This is a genomic window from Blastomonas sp. CCH9-A1, from assembly GCF_001557175.1.
Classification (GTDB): domain Bacteria; phylum Pseudomonadota; class Alphaproteobacteria; order Sphingomonadales; family Sphingomonadaceae; genus Blastomonas; species Blastomonas delafieldii_A.
On sequence record NZ_LSHM01000032.1, the window covers coordinates 1 to 21,115 of the forward strand.

General features: G+C 65.0%; 18 protein-coding genes. 8 read left to right on the forward strand and 10 right to left on the reverse strand.

The genetic code is table 11. The features are described from left to right. Window positions 1-91 precede the first annotated feature (91 nt). From AX725_RS09750 to AX725_RS09765, 4 genes are read left to right on the forward strand one after another with little or no spacing between them, the layout of a single operon-like run. Window positions 92-697, forward strand: a complete 606-nt coding sequence (locus AX725_RS09750) for a CpaD family pilus assembly protein (protein ID WP_286132164.1) — start codon at window positions 92-94, stop codon at window positions 695-697. Next, window positions 694-1,989, forward strand: coding sequence for a CpaE/TadZ family protein (locus AX725_RS09755; RefSeq protein WP_060978579.1), 1,296 nt, complete (start codon window positions 694-696; stop codon window positions 1,987-1,989). The genes AX725_RS09750 and AX725_RS09755 overlap by 4 nt, the downstream gene beginning before the upstream one ends. A 57-nt stretch (window positions 1,990-2,046) precedes the next feature. After that, window positions 2,047-3,018, forward strand: a complete 972-nt coding sequence (locus tag AX725_RS09760) for a type II secretion system F family protein (protein ID WP_060978578.1) — start codon at window positions 2,047-2,049, stop codon at window positions 3,016-3,018. 16 nt (window positions 3,019-3,034) lie between these two features. Then, window positions 3,035-4,033 (forward strand): type II secretion system F family protein, encoded by a 999-nt coding sequence (locus AX725_RS09765; RefSeq protein ID WP_167348211.1) that lies wholly within the window; start codon window positions 3,035-3,037, stop codon window positions 4,031-4,033. Between the two features lie 130 nt (window positions 4,034-4,163). Here AX725_RS09765 and AX725_RS09770 read toward each other — a convergent pair whose 3' ends face one another. After that, the gene (locus AX725_RS09770; protein WP_066113860.1) at window positions 4,164-5,591 is read right to left on the reverse strand and encodes a TonB-dependent receptor domain-containing protein; all 1,428 of its coding nucleotides are present in this window, start codon (window positions 5,589-5,591) and stop codon (window positions 4,164-4,166) included. Between the two features lie 133 nt (window positions 5,592-5,724). Then, window positions 5,725-6,660, reverse strand: coding sequence for a TonB-dependent receptor (locus tag AX725_RS09775; RefSeq protein ID WP_066113857.1), 936 nt, complete (start codon window positions 6,658-6,660; stop codon window positions 5,725-5,727). 411 nt (window positions 6,661-7,071) lie between these two features. Between AX725_RS09775 and AX725_RS09780 the strand changes: the two genes are divergently transcribed. Then, on the forward strand, window positions 7,072-8,121 hold the full coding sequence (locus AX725_RS09780; protein ID WP_060978576.1) for a CaiB/BaiF CoA transferase family protein: 1,050 nt from the start codon (window positions 7,072-7,074) through the stop codon (window positions 8,119-8,121). Here the strand turns inward: AX725_RS09780 and AX725_RS09785 are convergent. Then, entirely contained in the window at window positions 8,084-8,653 is a 570-nt protein-coding gene (locus tag AX725_RS09785; RefSeq protein ID WP_155645868.1) for a hypothetical protein, read from the reverse strand. The two genes, AX725_RS09780 and AX725_RS09785, sit on opposite strands and share 38 nt — an antisense overlap. 50 nt (window positions 8,654-8,703) lie before the next feature. After that, window positions 8,704-9,627, reverse strand: a complete 924-nt coding sequence (locus tag AX725_RS09790) for a glutaminase (RefSeq protein WP_060978574.1) — start codon at window positions 9,625-9,627, stop codon at window positions 8,704-8,706. A 77-nt stretch (window positions 9,628-9,704) separates the two neighbouring features. Between AX725_RS09790 and AX725_RS09795 the strand changes: the two genes are divergently transcribed. From AX725_RS09795 to AX725_RS09805, 3 genes are all read left to right on the forward strand, one after another. Then, on the forward strand, window positions 9,705-10,676 hold the full coding sequence (locus AX725_RS09795; protein ID WP_060978573.1) for a bile acid:sodium symporter family protein: 972 nt from the start codon (window positions 9,705-9,707) through the stop codon (window positions 10,674-10,676). 48 nt (window positions 10,677-10,724) lie between these two features. Further along, window positions 10,725-11,690, forward strand: a complete 966-nt coding sequence (locus AX725_RS09800; RefSeq protein WP_060978572.1) for a radical SAM protein — start codon at window positions 10,725-10,727, stop codon at window positions 11,688-11,690. A gap of 76 nt (window positions 11,691-11,766) precedes the next feature. Then, window positions 11,767-13,092, forward strand: coding sequence for an ABC1 kinase family protein (locus AX725_RS09805; RefSeq protein ID WP_060978571.1), 1,326 nt, complete (start codon window positions 11,767-11,769; stop codon window positions 13,090-13,092). Between the two features lie 9 nt (window positions 13,093-13,101). On the opposite strand, the gene AX725_RS09810 is transcribed toward AX725_RS09805, so the two are convergent. From AX725_RS09810 to murB, 6 genes are all read right to left on the reverse strand, one after another. Further along, window positions 13,102-15,366: an SPOR domain-containing protein gene (locus AX725_RS09810; RefSeq protein WP_167348210.1), complete on the reverse strand. Its 2,265-nt coding sequence runs from the start codon at window positions 15,364-15,366 to the stop codon at window positions 13,102-13,104. A 144-nt stretch (window positions 15,367-15,510) separates the two neighbouring features. Next, the gene (gene ftsZ, locus AX725_RS09815) at window positions 15,511-16,941 is read right to left on the reverse strand and encodes a cell division protein FtsZ (RefSeq protein WP_060978569.1); all 1,431 of its coding nucleotides are present in this window, start codon (window positions 16,939-16,941) and stop codon (window positions 15,511-15,513) included. Between the two features lie 137 nt (window positions 16,942-17,078). Further along, the gene (gene ftsA, locus AX725_RS09820) at window positions 17,079-18,392 is read right to left on the reverse strand and encodes a cell division protein FtsA (RefSeq protein ID WP_197418000.1); all 1,314 of its coding nucleotides are present in this window, start codon (window positions 18,390-18,392) and stop codon (window positions 17,079-17,081) included. Next, the gene (locus AX725_RS09825; RefSeq protein WP_060978568.1) at window positions 18,389-19,285 is read right to left on the reverse strand and encodes a cell division protein FtsQ/DivIB; all 897 of its coding nucleotides are present in this window, start codon (window positions 19,283-19,285) and stop codon (window positions 18,389-18,391) included. Before AX725_RS09825 ends, ftsA begins: the two co-directional genes overlap by 4 nt. Further along, window positions 19,269-20,219 (reverse strand): D-alanine--D-alanine ligase, encoded by a 951-nt coding sequence (locus tag AX725_RS09830; RefSeq protein ID WP_060978567.1) that lies wholly within the window; start codon window positions 20,217-20,219, stop codon window positions 19,269-19,271. The genes AX725_RS09825 and AX725_RS09830 overlap by 17 nt, the downstream gene beginning before the upstream one ends. Continuing rightward, window positions 20,216-21,100, reverse strand: coding sequence for a UDP-N-acetylmuramate dehydrogenase (gene murB / locus AX725_RS09835; protein WP_060978566.1), 885 nt, complete (start codon window positions 21,098-21,100; stop codon window positions 20,216-20,218). Before murB ends, AX725_RS09830 begins: the two co-directional genes overlap by 4 nt. Window positions 21,101-21,115: the final 15 nt, after the last annotated feature.

Genomic DNA, 21,115 nt, shown 5'->3' on the forward strand with positions numbered 1-21,115 from the left:
CACCAGCAGCACCTAAATCTCCACCGAAAATTACACCACGAGCGCGGACGCTAACCGCGCTTATCATGCAGCTATCGCAGCAGCGGCCATCCTGACCTTGTCGGGTTGCGGCAACATGGCCAGCAACCGGGGCCTGGATAGCGTCCACCAGGCCGTCGTATCGCGGAGCAACTACACGCTCGACCTGAATGCGGCGGGTGGATCGCTGCCCGCGCAGGAGCAGCGCCGACTGGCCGAATGGTTCCAGGCAATGGACCTGGGCTATGGCGACCGCGTTTCGATCGACGATCCGGCCGGCCGCAATGTCGTGGTCAAGTCCGCGATCGAGGCCGCAGCCTCGCGCCATGGCCTGCTGGTCAACGACGTGGCACCGGTCACCACCGGAGAAATCGCGCCCGGCGCGGTCCGCGTCGTGGTCACGCGCAGCACTGCCGAGGTGCCGGGCTGCCCCGATTGGAAGACGAAGCTCGAGATGAACTATCGCAACGCGACCAGCAGCAATTTCGGCTGTGCCTTCAATGCGAATGTCGCGGCGATGGTCGCGAACAAGGAAGACCTGGTGCGGGGCGAGCCGGGAGCATTGACCACCTCCACCCAGCGTTCGGACACCGCCATCAAGCAATATCGCGAGACCCCGCCGACCGGCGCTCAGGGCCTGAAGCAGGGCGCGACCCAGCAGGGAGGATCGCAGCAGTGAACGCACCCTGGAAACCGGGCATGACGGCCAATCGCGACCAGTTCGCGGCCTTTGTCTGTGACGAGGCGACGCTCGACATCGTGCGCGCGATGGCGATCAACATGGGCTGGCCGCCGGAAAAGTGCAGCAAGGGCGGCCTGCGCAATGCAGTCCAGTCGTTGTCGATCACCGCAAGCCCCAACATCCTGCTGGTCGATCTTTCGGAATCGGGCGATCCACTCAATGACATCAACGCGCTGGCCGAGGTCTGCGAGCCCGGCACCGTGGTGATCGCCATGGGCCAGGTCAACGACGTCCGGCTGTATCGCGACCTGATCGCGAGCGGCCTGCACGACTATCTGCTCAAGCCCGTGGGGCCGGATCAGATCCGCGATACCATCCTGCAGGCGCAGGCGATGCTGAACGCACCCAAGGCGGGGGAAGCGGCGATCGAGCGCGCGCATGTCGGCATCATGGTCATCGGGACGCGCGGCGGCGTCGGCGCATCGACCGTGGCGACCTCGCTCGCATGGCAGCTCAGCAAGAACGCCGGTCGCATGACCGCGCTGCTCGACCTCGACCTGCATTTCGGCACCGGCGCGTTGACCATGGACCTGGAGCCTGGCCGCGGTCTTACTGACGCGATCGACAATCCCAGCCGCATCGACGGCCTGTTCATCGAACGTGCGATGATCAAGGCCAATGACAAGCTGTCGATCCTGTCGGCCGAAGCGCCGATCAGCTCACCGCTGATCACTGACGGCACCGCCTTCTTCCAGCTGCAGGAAGAATTCCGCCACGCGTTCGAAAATACCGTGGTCGACCTGCCGCGCCAGATGCTGATCGACTATCCGCATCTCGTCGCCGAGACCAACATGGCGGTGCTGGTGACCGAGTTGACGCTCGCCTCCGCACGCGATGCGATCCGGCTGCTCGCCTGGCTCAAGTCGAACGCGCCCGCTGCGCGCGTGCTGGTGGTGGCGAACAAGGTGCAACCGGCCGCGCTGGAGATCAGCCGGGCCGATTTCGAGACCACGATCGAGCGCAAGATCGATTTCCTCATCCCCGCCGATCCCAAGACCGCAGCCCAGGCTGCCAAGCTGGGTCAGCCTTTCTGTGAGGCGGGCAAGTCGACCAAGGCCGGCGCGGTGATGAAGGCGCTGACCGACCGGTGCCTCGGCCTGGCCGAGGAAGAGGCCGCAGCGGAAAAGGACACCGGCGGCGCCAAGAAGTCGCTGCTCGGCAAGTTCGGCGATTTCAAGTCGCTGCTTCCGGCCAAGCCGGGCAAGGCCGCAAAGGCCGCCAAGAAGTAACCGGTACCGCCGCGCCATATCGGCCAGCGGCGGCCCGAAATTACGGGTGAAGAGCGCATGGATATGGTGCAGACATTGCTGTTGGCGGCGGGCCTTGCGAGCGTCTTCGGTCTGCTCGTCTTGGCGTTTTCCGGCCCGTCCGAACGCAAGGAACTGCAGCGCCGCATCCTGACGGTGCGCGAGCGCTATAGCGAGAATGCCAGCGCCAAGGTCGAGGCGCAGATGCGCAAGGCCATCGCCAATCGCAAGCCGCGCTTCAACCAGACCGGTGAAGAGCTCACCAAGGTGCAGATGCTCGCGCGTCGCCTGGCGATGACCGGCAAGCACTGGACCGTGGTCCAGTTCGGGCAGGTCGTGGTCGGCCTGGGCCTGCTCGTGGCAATGGCGGTCTATTTCCGCACGGGTCAGCTGATGATGAGCCTGTTCGTCGGATCGGCGCTGGGCTTCGGATTGCCGCACATGGTGGTCGGCCATTTCATCAAGCGGCGCCTCAACCAGTTTACCGCACGCTTTCCCGACGCGATCGACCTGCTGGTGCGCGGCCTGCGTTCGGGCCTGCCGGTGACCGAGACGCTCACCGTGGTGGCCAAGGAAATTCCCGGCCCGGTGGGCGAGGAATTCAAGCTGGTGACCGAGCGGATCAAGATTGGCCGCTCGATGGAAGACGCGCTGCAGGAAAGCGCCAACCGGCTGCAGACCCCGGAGTTCAACTTCTTCTGCATCACCCTGGCGATCCAGCGCGAGACCGGCGGCAACCTCGCCGAAACGCTCTCGAACCTTGGCGCCGTGCTGCGCTCGCGCGCGCAGATGAAGCTCAAGATCCGGGCGCTGTCCTCCGAATCCAAAGCCTCGGCCTATATCGTCGGATCGCTGCCCTTTCTGGTGTTCATGATGATCTGGTGGGTGAACCCCGAATATCTGGCCGGCTTCTTTGTCGAGGAACGCCTGATGATCGCCGGTATCGGCGGTCTGGTGTGGATGGGCATCGGCGTGTTCATCATGGCCAAGATGGTCAGCTTCGAAATCTGATCGGGGACTAGGGACGATGCAGGAAGCAGCCAATCCTACCCTGATGGGAATTGACGTGATCTTCGTGGCGACGATGCTCGCTGCGGTGGCGACGCTCGCGGTGCTGATCGCGATCTATGCCGCGACCACGGTGCGCGATCCGATGGCCAAGCGGGTCAAGGCGCTGAACGAGCGACGCGAGCAGCTCAAGGCCGGGATCACCGCCTCCACCGCCAAGAAGCGCGCCAAGATCGTTCACAAGAACGACACCACCGACAAGATGCGCAGCACGCTGCAATCCTTGCGCGTGCTGCAGGACGAACAGCTCAAGGCCGCGCAGCAGAAGCTGGCCCAGGCCGGCATCCGCTCCAAGGACGTGGCGGTGTCGATCATCTTCGGCCGCATGGTGCTGCCGATCGCGCTGGGCGGCCTCGCCGCGCTGCTGATCTATGGCCTCGACGTGCTGGTGCCCGACTGGTCGCCTATCAAGAAATTCGGCCTGTTTGCTGCCATCCTGATCGGCAGCTACAAGGCGCCGGACCTGTTCGTGCAGAACATGATCACCAAGCGCACCGATGCCATCCGCAAGGGCCTGCCCGACGCGCTCGACCTGCTGGTGATCTGCGCAGAGGCGGGCCTCACGGTCGATGCGGCCTTCAACCGCGTCGCCAAGGAACTCGGCCGCGCCTATCCTGAACTGGGCGACGAATTCGCGCTGACCGCGATCGAACTCGCGTTCCTGACCGAGCGCCGCCAGGCCTTTGAGAACCTGGCCTATCGCGTGGCGCTGGAATCGGTGCGCGGGGTGGTGACGACGATGATCCAGACCGAGAAATACGGCACGCCGCTCGCCTCCGCGCTGCGCGTTCTCTCGGCCGAATTCCGCAACGAGCGCATGATGCGCGCCGAGGAAAAGGCCGCGCGCCTGCCCGCGATCATGACCGTGCCGCTGATCCTTTTCATTCTGCCGACGCTGTTCGTCGTGATTCTCGGCCCGGCGGCATGCTCGATCGCCGATGCCTTTGCCAAGCAGTGACCGGTCGGGCCACCGACACGCGGACGGAATCAAAAAAGGGGCGGTAACCGTTGCCGGCACCGCCCCAGGTCACTGATGTTCACTGCCCGATGGTGTCCTATCGGGCAGTGTCCCCCATCAATTCACGATCTCAATATTTCGCGCGCAGCGTGATGCCGTACATCCGCGGCTCTTCGACAAAGGCGATCCGCGAACGGGTGCCGGCACCGCCGCGCAGCGGGGTGTTGGCGGTGATGCCGCGCGTGATCTCGTTGTTGAGGTTCGTGCCCCAGAATTCGAACGAGAAGCGGTCATCCGGCGTGGTGAAGCCGAGGCGCGCATTCATCTTGAAGAAGGCGGGCTGGATGTCGAGCGGATTGGGCAGGCCATTGGTGTCGAGCGCCGAGGTGGCGGTACGACGGCTGCTCGAATAGTTGATGTTGAAATTGGCCAGCATCTTCCAGCCGGAATCGGTGATCTCGTTGTCATAGGTGATGCCCGCAACACCCGTGAACTTCGGCGCGTTGGTGAGATCCTGGCCGCACAGGGCCCGGATCGTCACCAGGGTCGGCGCGGATGCGACGACACCATCGGCGCAATTGCCGGGATAGCGCGCATCTGCATAGGTCATCGCCAGATTGACCGAGATTCCTGATTCAAACTGTCCGAACAGTTCGAGTTCGGCACCGGTCGATTTTGCCGCAGCGACGTTGAAGGTCTGGAACTGCACGCCGGTAAAGTCGAGCACCTGGAAGTCGCTCATGTCCATGTGGAACACGGCAAGGTTGGCGCGGATCCGGCCATTGGCGAACTCGGTCTTGATCCCCGCCTCATAGGCATCGACCTTTTCCGAATTGAAGCGCGGATCGGCACCCAGTGCGGCCGCTGCCGGGTCAAGGTTGAAACCGCCCGACTTGAAGCCCCGGCTGAAGCCCGCATAGGCGAGGAAGCCGTTGTTGCTGTTATAGGCCAGCTGCGCGGTATAGGTCAGCTCGTCATCCTTGAAGACGAGGTCATATTCGCGCGGCAGCGGCAGGCCGGGAATGGTGTTGGCCAGAACCGTGCCACCCGTGCCCGGCACCGTGATGCGCGCCGAGGTTGCGAACGGGAAGCAGGTCAGGCCCAGCGCGCCAGCGCGCAATGCGGCCGGGATGGCACCGGTGATCACGCCATTGACGATCGCCTGACAGGCCGGGGAGTTGGCAGCCAGCTGATTGAAGCTGCCATCCTTGGTCTCCTCGACATAGCGAGCACCCAGAGTGAGGCTGATATTGTCGGTGAAGTTGATGACATTGTGGGTGAAGATCGAGAAGCTTTCGGCATCCTGCCGGAAACGATTGACGGCAAAATTGCCTGCAGCATTGACCGGCACGCCGCCATTGCCCAGCGCGGTCAGCGCAAACAGCGGATTGACGCCGGCGACATTGCCGAAATTTCCGGCGCTGACGGCGCGCTGGAAGTCGGTCCCCAGCGTCAGCGACTGGATCTCATCGATCTTTTCGTCCGAATAATAGGCGCCGACCAGGAAATCGAGCGCATCATTGAAGGCGCTGCCCTGGAAGCGCAGTTCGTGCGTCATCGTCTTGATCGGGCCGCCATTGCTGGGCGTGGTCGGCGCTGCCGTCGATCCCGCACCCGAGCTGAAGATGTTCAGGCCGACAAAATCCGATTCCTGGTCCGACGAAGCCTCGAAGTGGCGATAGGAACCGATACTAGGTCATCTGCACCGGGCCGATGTCCCACTTCAATTCGCCCGAGAAGCCATATTGCTCGGTATCGTTGTTGAAGAGCTGGCTGTTGGTCTGCAGCCGCCTCAGCGCCTGCGGACCGGAAGCAGCGACCCCGCCATTGGCCGGCAGGCCCTGGAAGGCGAAGAACGGCAGCAGCTCGGTTTCGCGCACGATCACCGCGTCGCAGCAATTCTCATCGGCCTTGGCGTAATCGCCGATCAGCCGAATGCTGACATCGGGCGACGGCTCCCAAAGCAGCTGCGCGCGCAGGATGTAGCGATCGCGATTGCCGCTGCGGGCACCGGGGACGGTCACGCTGCGCAGATAGCCGTCGCGCTTGCGATAGGCTCCCGAGATACGCAGACCGAGCTGGTCGGTGACCAGTGGCACGCTGACACCGGCCTGGACGTTGAAGAAATCGTAATTGCCGTAGGTCACGTTGCCGAAGGCCTTGACCTCGGTCAGGTCGGGGCGCTGGGTCGTGATGTTGAGCGCGCCAGCCGAAGTGTTGCGCCCAAACAGCGTGCCCTGCGGGCCGCGCAGGATCTCCAGCCGTTCCAGATCGAGCAAATCGCCCAGCGCGATCCCCGGACGCGACTGGTAGACGCCATCGATGAACACGCCGACCGAGCTTTCAAGGCCCGTATTGTTGCCGGTGGTTCCGACGCCGCGGATGCGGATCGAGGTGCCCTGGCTTTCGGTCTGCGAGGACTGGATGCTGAAGCTGGGCGAGATCGAGGTCAGCGCCTTGATGTCCTGCACGTTCTGGCGGTCGAGCTCGGCCGGGCTGACAGCGGTCACCGCCAGCGGAATATCCTGCACATCGGCCGCGCGCAGCGTCGCGGTCACGATGATGACATCGCGCTCGGGCGCCTGATCATCGGCTTGCGCATCCTGCGCCTGAGCCATCGATGTCATTGAGACAGTGCAAAGCAAGCCCAGAACGGGCTTCCACAAAGTGCGCATCCTCTTCTCCCACAAGCAACCTGTTGGTTGTGCTTTTGCCCCCCTCACTCTGCAGGTGATGTTGGGTGCGAAGTGAAAGCTGTCACAATGGCTGCCGGAATGCAATTCGTTTTAATTCCCTGATTAAACTTTTGCAGTGCGGCAAGAATGGCGGAAATCCTGACCTTTTTATTTGTTGCAATGCAACATCAAGCTTCCGTTACGGGAAGGTCACTGTTCCGCAACACCCGCACCCTGCATTTTGCATCGCGGCGATCAACCCACTTGCCAGCCCGCGCCCTGACCTCGAAATCGGGCTTGCATTGGACGCCGTCGACGCTAGCGTGCGCCCCTTAATCGATCAGTTAAACAAGGTGGAGAGATATGGCGGGTGCACTGGCAGGCGTGACGATCATCGAACTGGCGGGAATCGGTCCCGGCCCGTTTGCCGCGATGATGCTGGCCGATCATGGCGCGCGCGTCATCCGCGTCGAGCGCGCCACCGGCCGTGCGACCATGGGCGATTCCGGCAATCGCGATATCCTCAACCGCAACCGCGAGGTGATTGCGGTCGATCTCAAGTCACCCGATGGCATTGCCCATGTCCGTGAACTGGTCCGCGCCGCCGACGGGTTGATCGAAGGCTTCCGTCCTGGCGTGATGGAGCGGCTGGGTCTGGGTCCCGACGTGCTGCTCGCCGACAATCCCCGCCTCGTCTATGGCCGCATGACCGGATGGGGGCAGACCGGTCCCTACGCGCCGCTTGCCGGGCACGACATCAACTATATTGCGCTGTCGGGCGCGCTGCACAGCTATGGCCGCGCAGGCGAGAAGCCGACCCCACCGGTCAACGCCGTGGGCGATTTCGGCGGCGGCGGCATGTTCATGGCGTTCGGCATGGTCGCCGGCATCCTGTCCGCGCGCAGCACGGGAAAAGGCCAGGTCATCGATTGCGCGATGACCGATGGCGCGGCGGTGCTCTCGGCGATGACCTATACCTTCCTCGCCAACGGCCAGTGGCGCGACGAGCGCGGGGTCAACCTGCTCGATACCGGTGCGCATTTCTATGACACCTATGAATGCGCCGACGGCAAGTACATCTCGATCGGGTCGATCGAACCCCAATTCTACGCGCTGCTGCGCGAGAAGGCCGGCCTTTCCGATCCCGCCTTCGACCTGCAGATGGACCCGCGCCAATGGGGCCCGCTCAAGGAAAAGCTCACCGCACTGTTCCTTTCGAAGACGCGCGACGAATGGTGCGCGATCATGGAGCATACCGATATCTGCTTCGCCCCGGTGCTGAGCCTCAAGGAAGCGCCCGAACACCCGCACAACAAGGAGCGCGGCACGTTCATCGAGGTGGACGGCATCCTCCAGCCCGCCCCCGCGCCAAGGTTCAGCGAGACGCCTGCGCCGCCGGTGCGGATGGGGTAGCCACGTCCGGCAAGCTGAGCACGGCGCTCAGGTTGCTCAGCCGCGCGCCAAGGCTCTGGACAGCCGATTTCAATCCCTTGAGCTTCTCTGCAGCTGCTGCCTGATCGATGAAGACCTGCGACGTTACGATAGCAGTCGCAGACAGCTGCGTCAGCTTGAGTTCCACCAGCCAGTGGCCATCCTTGTCGAGATACAGAGTTGATGCACCATGACACACGCTGTTGCGTAGGTCGGCATAGGGCTGGAAACGATCAAGCGAATGGATCGCAAGGCGCGCTCGCTTCGGGTCTGTGGCTTCCAGCGCTTGCAAGCCGTTGCGCAGTATCTGCAGCTTCTGGCCGAACAGATATGCCTTGCCGAGCTCGACGCAAACGGACGATTGGTGCGCCATAAGAAGCAACGATGCGCTAACCACGCTCTCCGCCTGCGTAAAGCAGTCGAGGCAACGTCCCAGCCATAGATGCAGATCGATCTGCGCTCGGTCCCAGTCGGCGAGGGGGGCTGCAGGGCCAAGACTTGTCAGGGCGTTCATACCAACCAGTGTATCAGCTCCTCCTTTATTAATAATTGCACCAAATCAGTTCAAACAAACACGCTCCACCCGGTCGCCTCGACCAGTTCCTCGAGCGCGATCGCGCCGACCATCGAGGTGCCCGAGGCGTTGAGCCCGGGCGACCAGACCGCGATCGCGCCATGGCCCGGCGCGATGCACAGGATGCCGCCGCCGACGCCGGACTTGCCGGGCAGGCCGATGCGATAGGCGAAATCGCCGCTATTGTCGTAATGGCCGCAGCTCATCATCACCGCGTTGATGCGGCGGCAATTCTCGCGCGTCACCAGCTGCTCGCGGTTGATCGGATCGCAGCCATCGAACGCCAGGAACAGGGCGGCGCGCGCCAGCTGGCGGCAGCTCATGCGCACAGCGCACTGGCGGAAATAGGCGCCGAGGCTCTCTTCGACCGGATTGGCCATATTGCCGAACGCGGCCATGAAATACGCGAGCGCGCGGTTGCGCGATCCGGTGGCGGATTCGGATTCCGCCACCTCCTCGTCCACCGCAATGCTGTCATCGCCCGACAGCCGGTGGAAGCGCCCGAGCAGTTCCGCCTCAAACGCTTGCGCACCGCTGCGCGCCACCAGCATGTCGGTCACCACGATCGCGCCTGCGTTGATCAGCGGATTGCGCGGGATGCCCTTTTCGTTTTCCAGCTGGACGATCGAATTGAACGCGCTGCCCGAAGGCTCGCGCCCCACCCGGTCCCAGACATGTTCGCCATAATGCTTGAGCGCCAGCGAGAGGGTGAACACCTTGGAGATCGACTGGATCGAGAACGGTTCGTGGCTGTCGCCCAATGTCACCATCGTGCCATCGCCCAGCACGATCGCCATGCCGAACTTGGTCGGATCGATCCGCGCGAGCGCGGGGATATAGTCGGCAACCTTGCCGGTGCCGATATGCGGGGTGACCGCAGCCTCTATGCGCGCGGTGATCACCGGCCAGTCCATGCCCCCTCCCCCAGAATTCGGCGCTGGATCGTTCCGATCGTTGCGCAACCGAACAAAACATAGCAGGGGGAAGCGGCATGTCGATTCTTACGCGCTTCATTCCCGACCGGTTCGTGCTGATGCTGCTGCTGACCGTCGCGGTCGCCGCCGTGCTGCCCGTGACCGGCCAGGCGGCGGTCTATGCAGGATACGGCGTCTCGGTCGCGATCTTCCTGCTGTTCTTCCTCCACGGCCTGCGCCTGCCGCGCGCCGAGGTGATCGTCGCGATGAAGAACTGGCGGCTGCAGGGCCTGATCTTCGCGTTCACCTTTGCGTTCATGCCGCTGCTGGGTCTGGCGGCGTCGCAGGCACCGGCCGGACTGCTGCCGCACGGGCTGGTGATCGGGCTGCTGTTCCTCGGCATCCTGCCCTCGACCGTCCAGTCTGCGATCAGCTATTCCTCGCTCGCGGGGGGCAATATTGCCGCCTCGGTCATGGCATCGGCACTGCTCAACCTTGCCGGTATCATCATGACCCCGCTGCTCGTCGCGCTGCTCATCGGCGCGGATGGCGGCGCTGCGATCAGCAGCGATACCGTGATCAAGATCCTCTCGATCCTGCTGCTGCCCTTTGCGCTGGGTCAGATCGTTCAAGCCTGGCTTGGCGCCTGGGCGCAGCGCAACAAGTCTCTGCTCACCCTGCTCGACCGCAGTTCGATCGCGATCGCGGTCTATGTCGCCTTCAGCTCGGCGGTCGCGGGCGGCAAGATGCAGACGCTCGGCTGGAGCGTCCTTGCTATGCTGTGCGCCATCATCCTGCTGATGCTGGTGCTCTCGATGCTAGCCGCCTGGGGGCTGGGCGGGCTGCTCGGCTTGCCCCGCGCCGACCGCATCAGCCTGTTGTTTGCGGGATCGCACAAGAGCATCGCGACCGGCGCGCCGCTCGCCGCAATCCTGTTTGCAGGGCCGCAGGCGGGCATCGTTATCCTGCCCGCGCTGATCTATCACCAATTGCAGCTCGTTCTATCGGCTCCGCTGGCATCCAGACTGGCGAAACACGACGAGGCCTGACGCTTTTCGCTTGGCGGCGATCGGCGACGCAGCGATATAGTCAGCAGCATGAGCACCGCCGCCAGCCCGTTCGCGATCGACAATGCCCCGCCGCTCAACCCGGCCAAGTTCCGCGACCCGCTGGTCACCGCCAAGGGCGAAACGCGCGCGAGCGTCCGCATGACCGGGCTGGAGACGCTGTGGTTCAACACCGGAACCCTGTGCAACCTCGCGTGCCTGAGCTGCTATATCGAAAGCTCTCCGCGTAACGATGCGCTGGTCTATCTCTCGCTCGCCGAGGTCACTGAATATCTCGACGAGATTGCTGCCAGCGGCCTCCCCACGCGCGAGATCGGGCTGACCGGGGGCGAGCCGTTCATGAACCCGGACATCATCGCGATCCTGGAACTTTGCCTGGCGCGCGGCTTCGAGACGCTGGTCCTGTCGAACGCGATGCGCCCGATGCGGCGGCACGAGGCGGCGCTGCTCGAGCTCAAGGCGCGGCATGGCGACCGGCTCACCATCCGCGTCAGCCTGGACCATTACACCCAGTCCGTCCACGAGGCCGAACGCGGCGCGAACAGCTGGGACAAGGCCTTGTCCGGCCTGCAATGGCTGGCGCAGCACGGCTTCAGGATCGCGATCGCCGGACGGCATCTGGCGCACGAAAGCGATGCCGAAGCGCGCGCCGGTTTTGCGGCGCTGTTCGACCGGCTGGGCCTTGCCATCGACACCGGCAATCCGCAGCAGTTCGTGATGTTTCCGGAAATGGACGCAGGCGCCGACATCGCCGAGATCAGCACGGGCTGCTGGGACATATTGGGCAAGAGCCCCGATGCGATGATGTGCGCGACCAGCCGCATGGTGGTGAAGCACAAGGGCGCACATGCGCCGACCGTCGCGGCGTGCACGCTGCTGCCCCATGATCCCGGTTTCGACATGGGCGCGACGCTGGCCGAGGCATCGCGCGCGGTATCGCTCAACCATCCGCATTGCGCGCGCTTCTGCGTGCTGGGCGGGGCGAGTTGCAGCTAGGCAGGCGCGCACCTACATAGCGGGCGAGGCGCGCGCCTATCCCGGTCGCGCCAAGCTGACAGGCCGACACACCCCGATGCTCCCCCCCAGAACGCGATCTTCCGGCCAGGCCGTCCCCAGCGGCCGCCTCTCCCGCTTTGCCAGCTTCGGCACCATGGTCGGCGGCGTCGCCGGATCGATGCTCGTCGATGGCACCAAGCAGCTCGCGCAGGGCCGCCGTCCCTCGATCGGCGACCTGCTGCTCACCCCCGCCAACGCGCGCAAGATCGCTGACCGGCTGGCGACGATGCGCGGCGCGGCGATGAAGCTGGGCCAGCTGATGTCGATGGACACCGGCGATTTCCTTCCGCCCGAGCTGACCGATATATTGAGCCGGTTGCGCGCCGATGCGCAGCACATGCCGCAGGGCCAGCTGCGCAATGTGCTCAATCAGAACTGGGGTCGCGGCTGGGAAAAGCGCTTTGCCAGCTTCGATTTCAGGCCCGTCGCCGCCGCCTCGATCGGCCAGGTGCACCGCGCAAAGACACTCGACGGGCGCGACCTTGCGATCAAGGTGCAATATCCCGGCGTGCGCCAGAGCATCGACAGCGATGTCGACAATGTCGCCGCGCTGATCAAGCTCACCGGGCTGCTGCCGCCCGAGCTCGACATCGACCCGATGCTGGCCGACGCCAAGGCGCAGCTGCACGAAGAGGCCGACTATGCGCACGAGGCGGCGCACCTGGCGCGCTTCGGCGAGCTGCTCGCAGGAAATGCGGACTTCCGCGTCCCCGCATTGCATGCCGACCTCACCACCACCGACATCCTCGCGATGGATTATGTCGAGAGCATCGCGATCGAGGACACGATCGCCATGGACCAGGCGACGCGCGACGGCATCGTGCTGCGGCTTGTCGGATTGCTGCTGCGCGAGCTGTTCGAGTTCAAGCTGATGCAGACCGACCCCAATTTCGCCAATTACCGCTTCGATCCGGCCAGCGGCAAGCTGGTGCTGCTCGATTTCGGCGCAACGCGCATCGTCAAGGATCGGGTGTCGAACGCCTATCGCACGCTGCTGCGCGGAGGGCTGGAGCGCGATATCGCCCTGATGCGCGAGGGAGGCCTGACCCTGGGCATGCTTCATCCCGATGCGCCCGAGAGCCACAAGGTGGCGGTGTTGGGGATGTTCGACACGGCGTTCGAGCCGCTGCGCATCGACGGGCCGTTCGACTTCTCTTCCAACGAGATGACGAGCGAACTGCGCGACGAGGGCATGGCCTTTGCCAAGGAACGCACCTTCTGGCAGGTCCCCCCGGTCGATACGCTGTTCATCCAGCGCAAGATCGGCGGCGTGTTCCTGCTCGGCAGCCGGCTAAAAGCCAATACCAATGTGCACCGGCTGATCCGCGACGCGGTGATGTAATCCGCACGTTTACTTGCCGAGCGCGGTGACTTCCTGGCCCGCCGGGCTGGTGAAGGTGAAGCCCGACAGCTTGTTCTTGGCCAGCGTGTTGACGAAGGCCTGCGCCTCGTCCGCGCTCTTGAACGGCCCGGTCAGCAGCCGGTTGGTGGCATTGAGCGGCGTCCACCAGCCCTGCTTGCCCTTGAACAGGGCGGGCGAGGTCGTGGTCAGCCGCTTCCATTCCTTGGAAAGGTCGGCGCGATTGGCACCGCCTGCCACCTGCACCCAATAGCGCTTGGGATGCTTGGGCTCGGCCTTTTTCGCAGCCGCAGCCTTTTTCTCGGCTGCCAGCTTGTCCGCTGCCTTCTTGTCCGCCAGCTTCTTGTCGGCGAGCTTCTTGTCCTCTTCCGCCTTCTTGACGGCAAGTTCCTTCTCGTCGGGCTTTTTCGGTGCTGGCGGCAGCTTGGTAACATCGACCGCATAGTCCGCTGGCGCGAGCTCGGCTGCGGGAACCTGAATGCTGGCAATGACCGACGCCAGGCTGATCCGGGCAGGCTCTGGTGCGGATGGCAGCGGCTGCACAGTCGCCGGAGAAGCCCCCGCGCTGGCCGTCGTGGCACTGGCCGCCGCCGGACTGGAACTGGACAAGGTCAAAGGCGCCTGCCCCGGCGCAACGGCATTGGTCGACGTCACTGCAGAGCCTGCAAGCCCCGTTGGCGCTGCCGAGCCTGGCGCGCTGGTCGCAGGCGGAGGGGGCGGCGTCGCGCTCGTCGTTGCCGCTGTCGGATTGGCGACCGAAGTGAAGCCGGGCCGCGGCAACTCTGTCATGCCTGAAAGCACGACCACCTTGTCATCAGGGCCGATCAGCGGGCCCTGCGTTGCCCGATCGCGCGCGGACGATGGTGCTGGCAGTTCCTTGAGGTCAGTGACCCTGACCGAGGTCGCGAGCGCGAGCTGGTTATCCGCCGGTCGGTCAGGCTGTACGCCGGATTGGACGTTGGTCGCCAGGGCAGGACGATCGCCGCCGCCACGTGCGACGTTGGCCGGGGCTGCCGCCGCGTTGCGTGACGCCGCACTGCTGTCGGGCAAGGACTGAACGGTCGCGCGTGATCCGGGCAGCGGCTGAACGGTCGCGCGGGCGGTCTGCACATTCTGGATCGTCTGGATGGTCTGCTGCGATGGCGCCGATGAGGTGCCGCGCCCGGGCATCAGCAGATCGGGCGGCGGCACGGGACCCGGCGCGCGTGTTTGAACCGGGACGGGCTGTGCAGCGGCCTGCGCCTGGGCAAGCGCGATCGCCTCGCGCTCCTTTTTCGAGAGCTTGCCCGGGATACGCCGCTGCGACTTGTCGACCTTTGCCACCCGGCGGCTCTTGGTCTCGGGCGTCGGACCCAGCGGCTCGCCCGCCGGGATCAGCCCTGCATCGGCACGGCCCGAACGGACGCGCGGCGTACCCAGCGATGCATATTGCCGGTTGCGCGGATCGTCCTTGCCCACCGCCGCCGCTGCCGGGAAATGCCCGAAATGTGCCGCTGCAGCCTGTTGTGCCGGGGTGAGCCGGCCCATGAAGCGGAAAAAGGGCTCGATCGACGCGGCCATGCGCTTGGGCATCGTCGCATCGGCAATCGCAATGGCCCCTTCGGCATCGCCCGACACTGCGAGCACGAAGGCGCGGGTGCGCCAGGCCGCAGCGTCGCGCTTGCGCAGCAGCGGATCGAGCTGGGCTTCGGCAGCCGCCCGGTCGCCCGAAATGCCCAGCGACAGCGCATAGCGACGGATGGTCTCGTCATCGGCTCCGCGGCGCAGTGCCAGTTCGTAATCGTCCTGCGCGGCGTTCGAATTGCCGACCAGGTCGTAGGCGAGACCCCGGTCTGCGGCATAGACGGTCTCAGGCACGCCCAGCCTCTTCGCCTCGTCGAACAGGCGCAGCGCTTCATAGGGGTTCTCGTTGAGCAGCAGCGCCGAGCCCAGCCCGGCCTTCACCCGGCCATTGCCCGGCGACATCTCATCGGCGCGCGCGAAAAAGCCGATCGCCGCCTGCGGGTCCTGCAGCAGCAGGGCGGCATTGCCTGCATCGATCAGCGCGTCGATGTCACCGGGATAGAGCGCCAGCCGCTGCAACGCATTCTGCAACTCGCGCGTGCCGCGTGGCTGCGCGACATCGAGCGAGCTATAACCGGTTTCGGGCGCATCGGGCCCTTCCTCCTGCGCCTGGGCAGAGGTGAGCGAAACACTGGCAACCGCGCCAAGCAGAGCAGCGAAACGAAGTTTCCGGTGACGCAAAAACGGGGTCAAAGCCATATCGCCCCGTCAGTCGCGCTTTGCAGGCACGATTGCAAGCGCAGCATACCGGGCATCACGGCAGGGCGTGTGCGGTATTCGGTGGCTTGCGGGAACCAAATGCCCGCCGGGTGCACAGGCACGCGGCGGGCAGCAGGATTACTGGTTGTTCTGGCGGCCCAGGAAGCGCGGGATGTTGAGCGGCGGTGCATCGGCACCGTCGTCATCTCCCTCGTCCTCGCTGCGGGCACCGCCGCGCGACAGGCTCGACATCCGTTCGAACAGGGTGCCACCGCCGGTTGCGACACGCGGGGCCTTGGCGACCGGATCTGCCGTCTGCGCGGGCGGCGCAACGAACGGTGCGGGCTCCTGCGGCAGCTGGGCGCTCGCGGGATCGAGCAGCAGCTCATCGGCGCCGGCATCGTCGTCGAGCGACTGGGCTGCAACGCCGAGGTCAAGCGCTTCGGGCTCGGCCGCCGCAATTGGCGTGGGCGCCGGAGCAGGGGCGGGTGCCGGGCGCGGGGCCGCGGCGAAGCTGGGTGCGGGCGTCGGCGCAGCGAAGGCGCGCGGGGCGGCCTGGTTCAGCGAGAACGGACGCGCCTCTTCCTGCCCCTGCTGCATCGCATCGCCATCGATTCCGGTGGCGACCACCGAGACGCGGATCTTGCCTTCGAGATCGGGGTTGAACGCGCTGCCCCAGATGATGTTGGCATCGGGATCGACCAGTTCCTTGATATGGTTGGCCGCTTCGTCGACTTCCATCAGGCGCATGTCGTCGCCGCCGGTGATCGAAACGATGACGCCCTTGGCGCCCTTCATCGACACGCCATCGAGCAGCGGGTTGGCGATCGCGCGCTCGGCGGCTTCGAGCGCCCGACCATCGCCCTCGGCCTCGCCGGTGCCCATCATCGCCTTGCCCATTTCGCGCATCACCGAACGGATATCGGCAAAGTCGAGGTTGATCAGGCCGGGATTGACGATCAGGTCGGTGATCGAACGCACGCCCTGTTGCAGCACCTCGTCCGCCAGCTGGAAGGCTTCCTTGAAGGTCGTGTTCGGGTTGGCGACCAGGAACAGGTTCTGGTTCGGAATGACGATCAGCGTGTCGACATTCTTCTGCAGCTCGGCAATGCCCGCTTCGGCAGCGCGCATGCGCCGCGTGCCTTCGAAGGTGAACGGCTTGGTGACGACGCCGACGGTCAGGATGCCGCGATCGCGCGCAGCCTTGGCGATCACGGGCGCTGCACCGGTGCCGGTGCCGCCGCCCATGCCGGCCGCGATAAAGCACATGTGCGTGCCTTCGAGGATCGCCTCGATATCGCCGACGGTCTCTTCCGCTGCCGCACGGCCGACTTCGGGCCGCGATCCGGCGCCCAGACCCTGGGTGACATCGGGACCCAGCTGGATGCGCTGCTCGGCGGTCGAGCTGTTCAGCGCCTGCGCGTCGGTATTGGCGACGATGAAATCGACGCCCTCGACGCTGGCCGCGATCATGTTGGCGATGGCGTTGCCGCCAGCCCCGCCGATCCCGATCACCGCAATGCGCGGGCGCAGTTCGTCGACGGTCGGCGGTCCGATGGTGATGCTCATGCCTTAATTCTCCCCTGCTTCATTATTCTGAAGCAAATACCAAAAACCACATTGCACAGATTGATTCGCGAATTCACCCAAAAAATCGGGTTTTTCCACCACTTCCTGCATGCAAGACGACGAACCGCGCCGCATCGTCAGAAATTTCCAACCAGGGCACGCCACAATCGCTGCAGAACAGCAGCGCCAGAATGACGGTGAACCTGCTGATAGCTGGAGGCAACGCTGCGAATATCGACCGGTTCGTCGGCCGCGAACAGCGCCAGTCCCGCCAATGTCGAGAAGGCCGGACCCGCATGTGCATCGGGAAGGCCCGCGATGCCGGTCGGGCGACCGATCCGCACCGTGCGGCCCAGCGCCACCTGCATGTGATCGGCAAGCCCGCGCAGTTCGGCGCACCCGCCGGTGAGCACGATCCGCTGGCCCTGCGCGCCGGTAAAGCCCAGTTCCTTCAGCCCCTTGGTGATCTCGCCGATCAGATAGTCGAGCGGCTGGCGGATCACCGAGACGAGCTGCGCGCGGCTGATCGAATGCTTGTCATCCGTCCTCCCGCCTGCGCCGACCAGCTTGCTGTCCTCTTCGGGCAGACGCAGGTCGATCATGTCGTGATTGTCGCGCGGCGAGGATGTCGCGGCACCATGAAAGCACTTGATCCGCTCGGCCTCCGCCCGGCGCAGCCCGAAGGCGGAGGCGATGGCATCGGTAATGTCCGCGCCGCCGAAGGGAATGGTGAACAACCCGACGAGCATGCCGCCGGCATAGAGCGAGATATTGGTGACCGCCGCGCCCATCTCGACCAGCGCGACGCCGAGCTCGCGCTCTTCCTCGCCCAGCACCGCAGTGCCCGCGGCGATCGGCGCGGCAACGATGCCGCTGACGCCGAGATAGGCGGCCGCGACCGTCTGGTCGATATTGCGCACCGGCGCACCGTCGGCAAAGATCACGTGGATATCGACGCCCAGCCGCTCGGCATGCAGGCCGATCGGCTTCTTGACGCCGGTTGCGCCGTCGAGCGTGTAGAGCGCGGGCTGCGCGTGCAGCACCATGCGACCGCCGGGCTGGATCGTCTCGCGCCCCGCTGCCAGCAGATGGTCGACATCATCCTCGTCGATCCGCCCGCCGCCCAGATCGATCTCGACCCGCGCGATCGTGCTGGTCAGCCCGCCCGAAGTGCAGCCGACATGGACATGGTCGATGTTGAGCCCCGCGATCCGCTCGGCCTGTTCCACCGCTTCGCGCACCGCCAGCTCGGTCGCGGCCATGTCGGTGATATAGCCGCGCTTGACGCCCTCGCTGGCGCGCTGACCAGTGCCCAGCACCAGCAGCTCGCCCGCGTCGGTGCGCCCGATGATCATCGCGCAGACCTTGGACGAGCCGATGTCGAGCGCGCCATAGGTCTTCTCGATCCGGGGGACGGCCGCGCCGCCCTTGCGTGCCTTGCCGCTGCTCATTGGTCGGCTGCCGATGCCAGGGCATCGCCTTCGGGCTTGGCGGGGCTACGCGGACGGCGCAGATAGGCGCGCTCGGGATCGCGCAGGTCGAAATAGGTCACGCCCTTGCCCAGCAGCCGGTTGACCCCGTCCATCCGCGCGAAGTTGATCAGCGCGGCCTGCGACAAATCCTCGCCCTCGGGCAGCGCCAGCACCTCGCCGGTATGGAAGCTGAGGTTCCAGCGTCGGTTGCCGACCCATTCGGCCTCCTTGACCTGCGGGGTCAGCGCGGGCGCGGCGTCGAGCAGCTTAGTGAGATCCTTGATCCGCGTATTGGCGCGCTTGCCGACGATGCGCAGCATCTTCGGATCGATCTGGCCGGCGCTCGGCTCGAGCGCGACGCCCTCGGCATCGACCAGCATCACGCGCCCACGATCCTCCCACACCGCCAGCGGCTCGCGCTCGACGATATCGACGATCAGCGTGTCGGGCAGCTGGCGCGAGATACGCGCATCGGCGATCCAGCTGAACCGGGTCAGCTCACGGCGCAGCTCTTCCAGATCGACCTGCGGCATCGACCGGTCCTTCTGCGCGAGCACGATCTCGTAGACCTTGAGCTCGTTCATCTTGTCGACGTTGCGCACCTCGACCTTCTTGACCTCGAACCCGGCGCGTCCGGCGGCGAGCGCCATTTCTTCCTGGACCATTCCGGGCACGCCCATGAACTGGGCGGTGATGACGCCGCCCAGTGCGAGAATGCCCAGGATGCCGATGGTCGCGGCCTTCTGCATCTGCTCTTCGGTAAAAGGCAGACGGGCGAGAAACGCGTTGGTGCGCGAGCGCTGCGGCGTGCGCGGCTTGGCGCGCGTCGCGCCCCGTTTCGCCGATGTGCCGCGCTTAATCCGTGTCGCCATGCCGGGTGCCCCCCAATGCCTGTTCAACGATGATCTCGACCAGATCGGCATAGCTGATGCCGATCGCCGCCGCCTGTTCCGGCACGAGGCTGAGCGGGGTCATGCCCGGCTGGGTGTTGACCTCCAGCAGGTACAGCCCTTCCAGCCCCTTTTCGTCATCCCAGCGGAAATCGGAGCGCGACGCGCCCTTGCAGCCAAGGATGTTGTGCGCCTTGAGCGCCAGCTCCATGCAGCGCTGCGCGATCTCTTCGGGGATTTCCGCCGGACAGATATGCAGCGTCAGCCCGTCGGTATATTTGGCGTCATAGTCGTAAAAGCCCGACTTGGTCTGCAATTCGGTAACGCCCAGCGCGCGGTCGCCCAGCACCGCAGTGGTCAGTTCGCGGCCCTTGATGAACGGTTCGGCGAGCAGTTCGTCGAACTCCTGCCATGGGCCGATGGCGTCTCGGGCAATCGGGTCGCCATAATTGCTGTCCGCCTTGACGATGGCGACGCCCACCGACGAGCCCTCGTTGACGGGTTTCAGCACATAGGGACGCGGCAGCGGATCGCCCGCATAAAGGCTTTCCGACCGGACGATATACCCGCCCGGCATCGGGATGCCATGCGGCACCAGCGCCTGCTTGGTCAGCACCTTGTCGATCGCGATCACCGAGGTCGCCATGCCCGAATGCGTGTACGGAATCTGCATCAGGTCGAGCATGCCCTGCACGCTGCCATCCTCGCCCGGCGTGCCGTGCAGCGCATTGAACACGATATCGGGACGGATGCCCGCCAGCACGGCAGCAACATTGCGGTCCATGTCGACCCGCGTCACCTGATGCCCGCGCGATTCCAGCGCCTTGGCGACGCCCTCGCCGCTCATCAGCGACACCTCGCGCTCGGCCGACCAGCCGCCCATCAGCACGGCAATATGGAGCTTGGGCAGGGTCATGAATTCGGCTTTCCTATCCGCTGGATTTCCCATTCCAGCGCGACACCCGATTGCGCGAGGACGCGGGCGCGGACTTCCTCGCCCAGCGCCTCGATATCGGCGCTGGTGGCGGTGCCGGTGTTGATCAGGAAATTGGTGTGCTTCTCGCTGACCTGCGCGCCGCCGAGCATCAGGCCGCGACAGCCGGCCGCATCGACGAGTTGCCAGGCCTTGTGCCCTTCCGGGTTCTTGAAGGTCGATCCGCCGGTCTTGCTGCGCAGCGGCTGGCTCGCCTCGCGCGAGGCGGCGATGCGGTCCATCTCGGCCTGGATCGCCTCCGGCGCATCGGGATGGCCGCGAAAGGTCGCCGCGATCACGATCGCACCTTCGGGCAGTTCCGAATGCCGATAAGTGTAGTGCAGGTCAGCGAGTTGCAGGGTCTGGCGCTTGCCGTTGCGCAGCACGACTTCGCAGTCGATCAGGATATCCTTGACCTCGCGACCATAGGCACCGCCGTTCATCCGCACGAAACCGCCGACCGTGCCGGGGATCGAGCGCAGGAATTCCAGGCCCCCGATACCGGCATCGCGCGCGGTCGAGGAGACCAGAATGCCCGAGGCCCCTGCCCCGCAGGCCAGCGTCACGTCATCGATCCGCTCGACCTTAGAGAAAGCCTTGCCGAGGCGAACCACGACACCGGGCACGCCGCCGTCGCGGACGATGAGGTTCGATCCCAGTCCCAAAGCCATCACAGGCACGGACGGATCGAGCGCGGCCAGGAATTGCGCGAGGTCATCGGCGTCCTTGGGCTCGAACAGCCAGTCGGCGGCGCCCCCGGCCTTGAACCACACCAAAGGGGCCAACGGCGCATGCGCCGTCAGCTTGCCGCGTACATCGGGCATGGTTTCAGGACGAGG

What these genes read in the sequence shown, in the direction of transcription:
- AX725_RS09830 (WP_060978567.1), bottom strand. Translation starts at nt 20,219, where the DNA reads ATGACCCTGCCCAAGCTCCATATTGCCGTGCTGATGGGCGGCTGGTCG.
- AX725_RS09825 (WP_060978568.1), bottom strand. Translation starts at nt 19,285, where the DNA reads ATGGCGACACGGATTAAGCGCGGCACATCGGCGAAACGGGGCGCGACG.
- murB (WP_060978566.1), bottom strand. Translation starts at nt 21,100, where the DNA reads ATGCCCGATGTACGCGGCAAGCTGACGGCGCATGCGCCGTTGGCCCCT.
- AX725_RS09785 (WP_155645868.1), bottom strand. Translation starts at nt 8,653, where the DNA reads ATGAACGCCCTGACAAGTCTTGGCCCTGCAGCCCCCCTCGCCGACTGG.
- AX725_RS09760 (WP_060978578.1), top strand. Translation starts at nt 2,047, where the DNA reads ATGGATATGGTGCAGACATTGCTGTTGGCGGCGGGCCTTGCGAGCGTC.
- AX725_RS09790 (WP_060978574.1), bottom strand. Translation starts at nt 9,627, where the DNA reads ATGGACTGGCCGGTGATCACCGCGCGCATAGAGGCTGCGGTCACCCCG.
- AX725_RS09780 (WP_060978576.1), top strand. Translation starts at nt 7,072, where the DNA reads ATGGCGGGTGCACTGGCAGGCGTGACGATCATCGAACTGGCGGGAATC.
- AX725_RS09795 (WP_060978573.1), top strand. Translation starts at nt 9,705, where the DNA reads ATGTCGATTCTTACGCGCTTCATTCCCGACCGGTTCGTGCTGATGCTG.
- AX725_RS09775 (WP_066113857.1), bottom strand. Translation starts at nt 6,660, where the DNA reads ATGACATCGATGGCTCAGGCGCAGGATGCGCAAGCCGATGATCAGGCG.
- ftsZ (WP_060978569.1), bottom strand. Translation starts at nt 16,941, where the DNA reads ATGAGCATCACCATCGGACCGCCGACCGTCGACGAACTGCGCCCGCGC.
- ftsA (WP_197418000.1), bottom strand. Translation starts at nt 18,392, where the DNA reads ATGAGCAGCGGCAAGGCACGCAAGGGCGGCGCGGCCGTCCCCCGGATC.
- AX725_RS09765 (WP_167348211.1), top strand. Translation starts at nt 3,035, where the DNA reads ATGCAGGAAGCAGCCAATCCTACCCTGATGGGAATTGACGTGATCTTC.
- AX725_RS09805 (WP_060978571.1), top strand. Translation starts at nt 11,767, where the DNA reads ATGCTCCCCCCCAGAACGCGATCTTCCGGCCAGGCCGTCCCCAGCGGC.
- AX725_RS09770 (WP_066113860.1), bottom strand. Translation starts at nt 5,591, where the DNA reads ATGACGCACGAACTGCGCTTCCAGGGCAGCGCCTTCAATGATGCGCTC.
- AX725_RS09800 (WP_060978572.1), top strand. Translation starts at nt 10,725, where the DNA reads ATGAGCACCGCCGCCAGCCCGTTCGCGATCGACAATGCCCCGCCGCTC.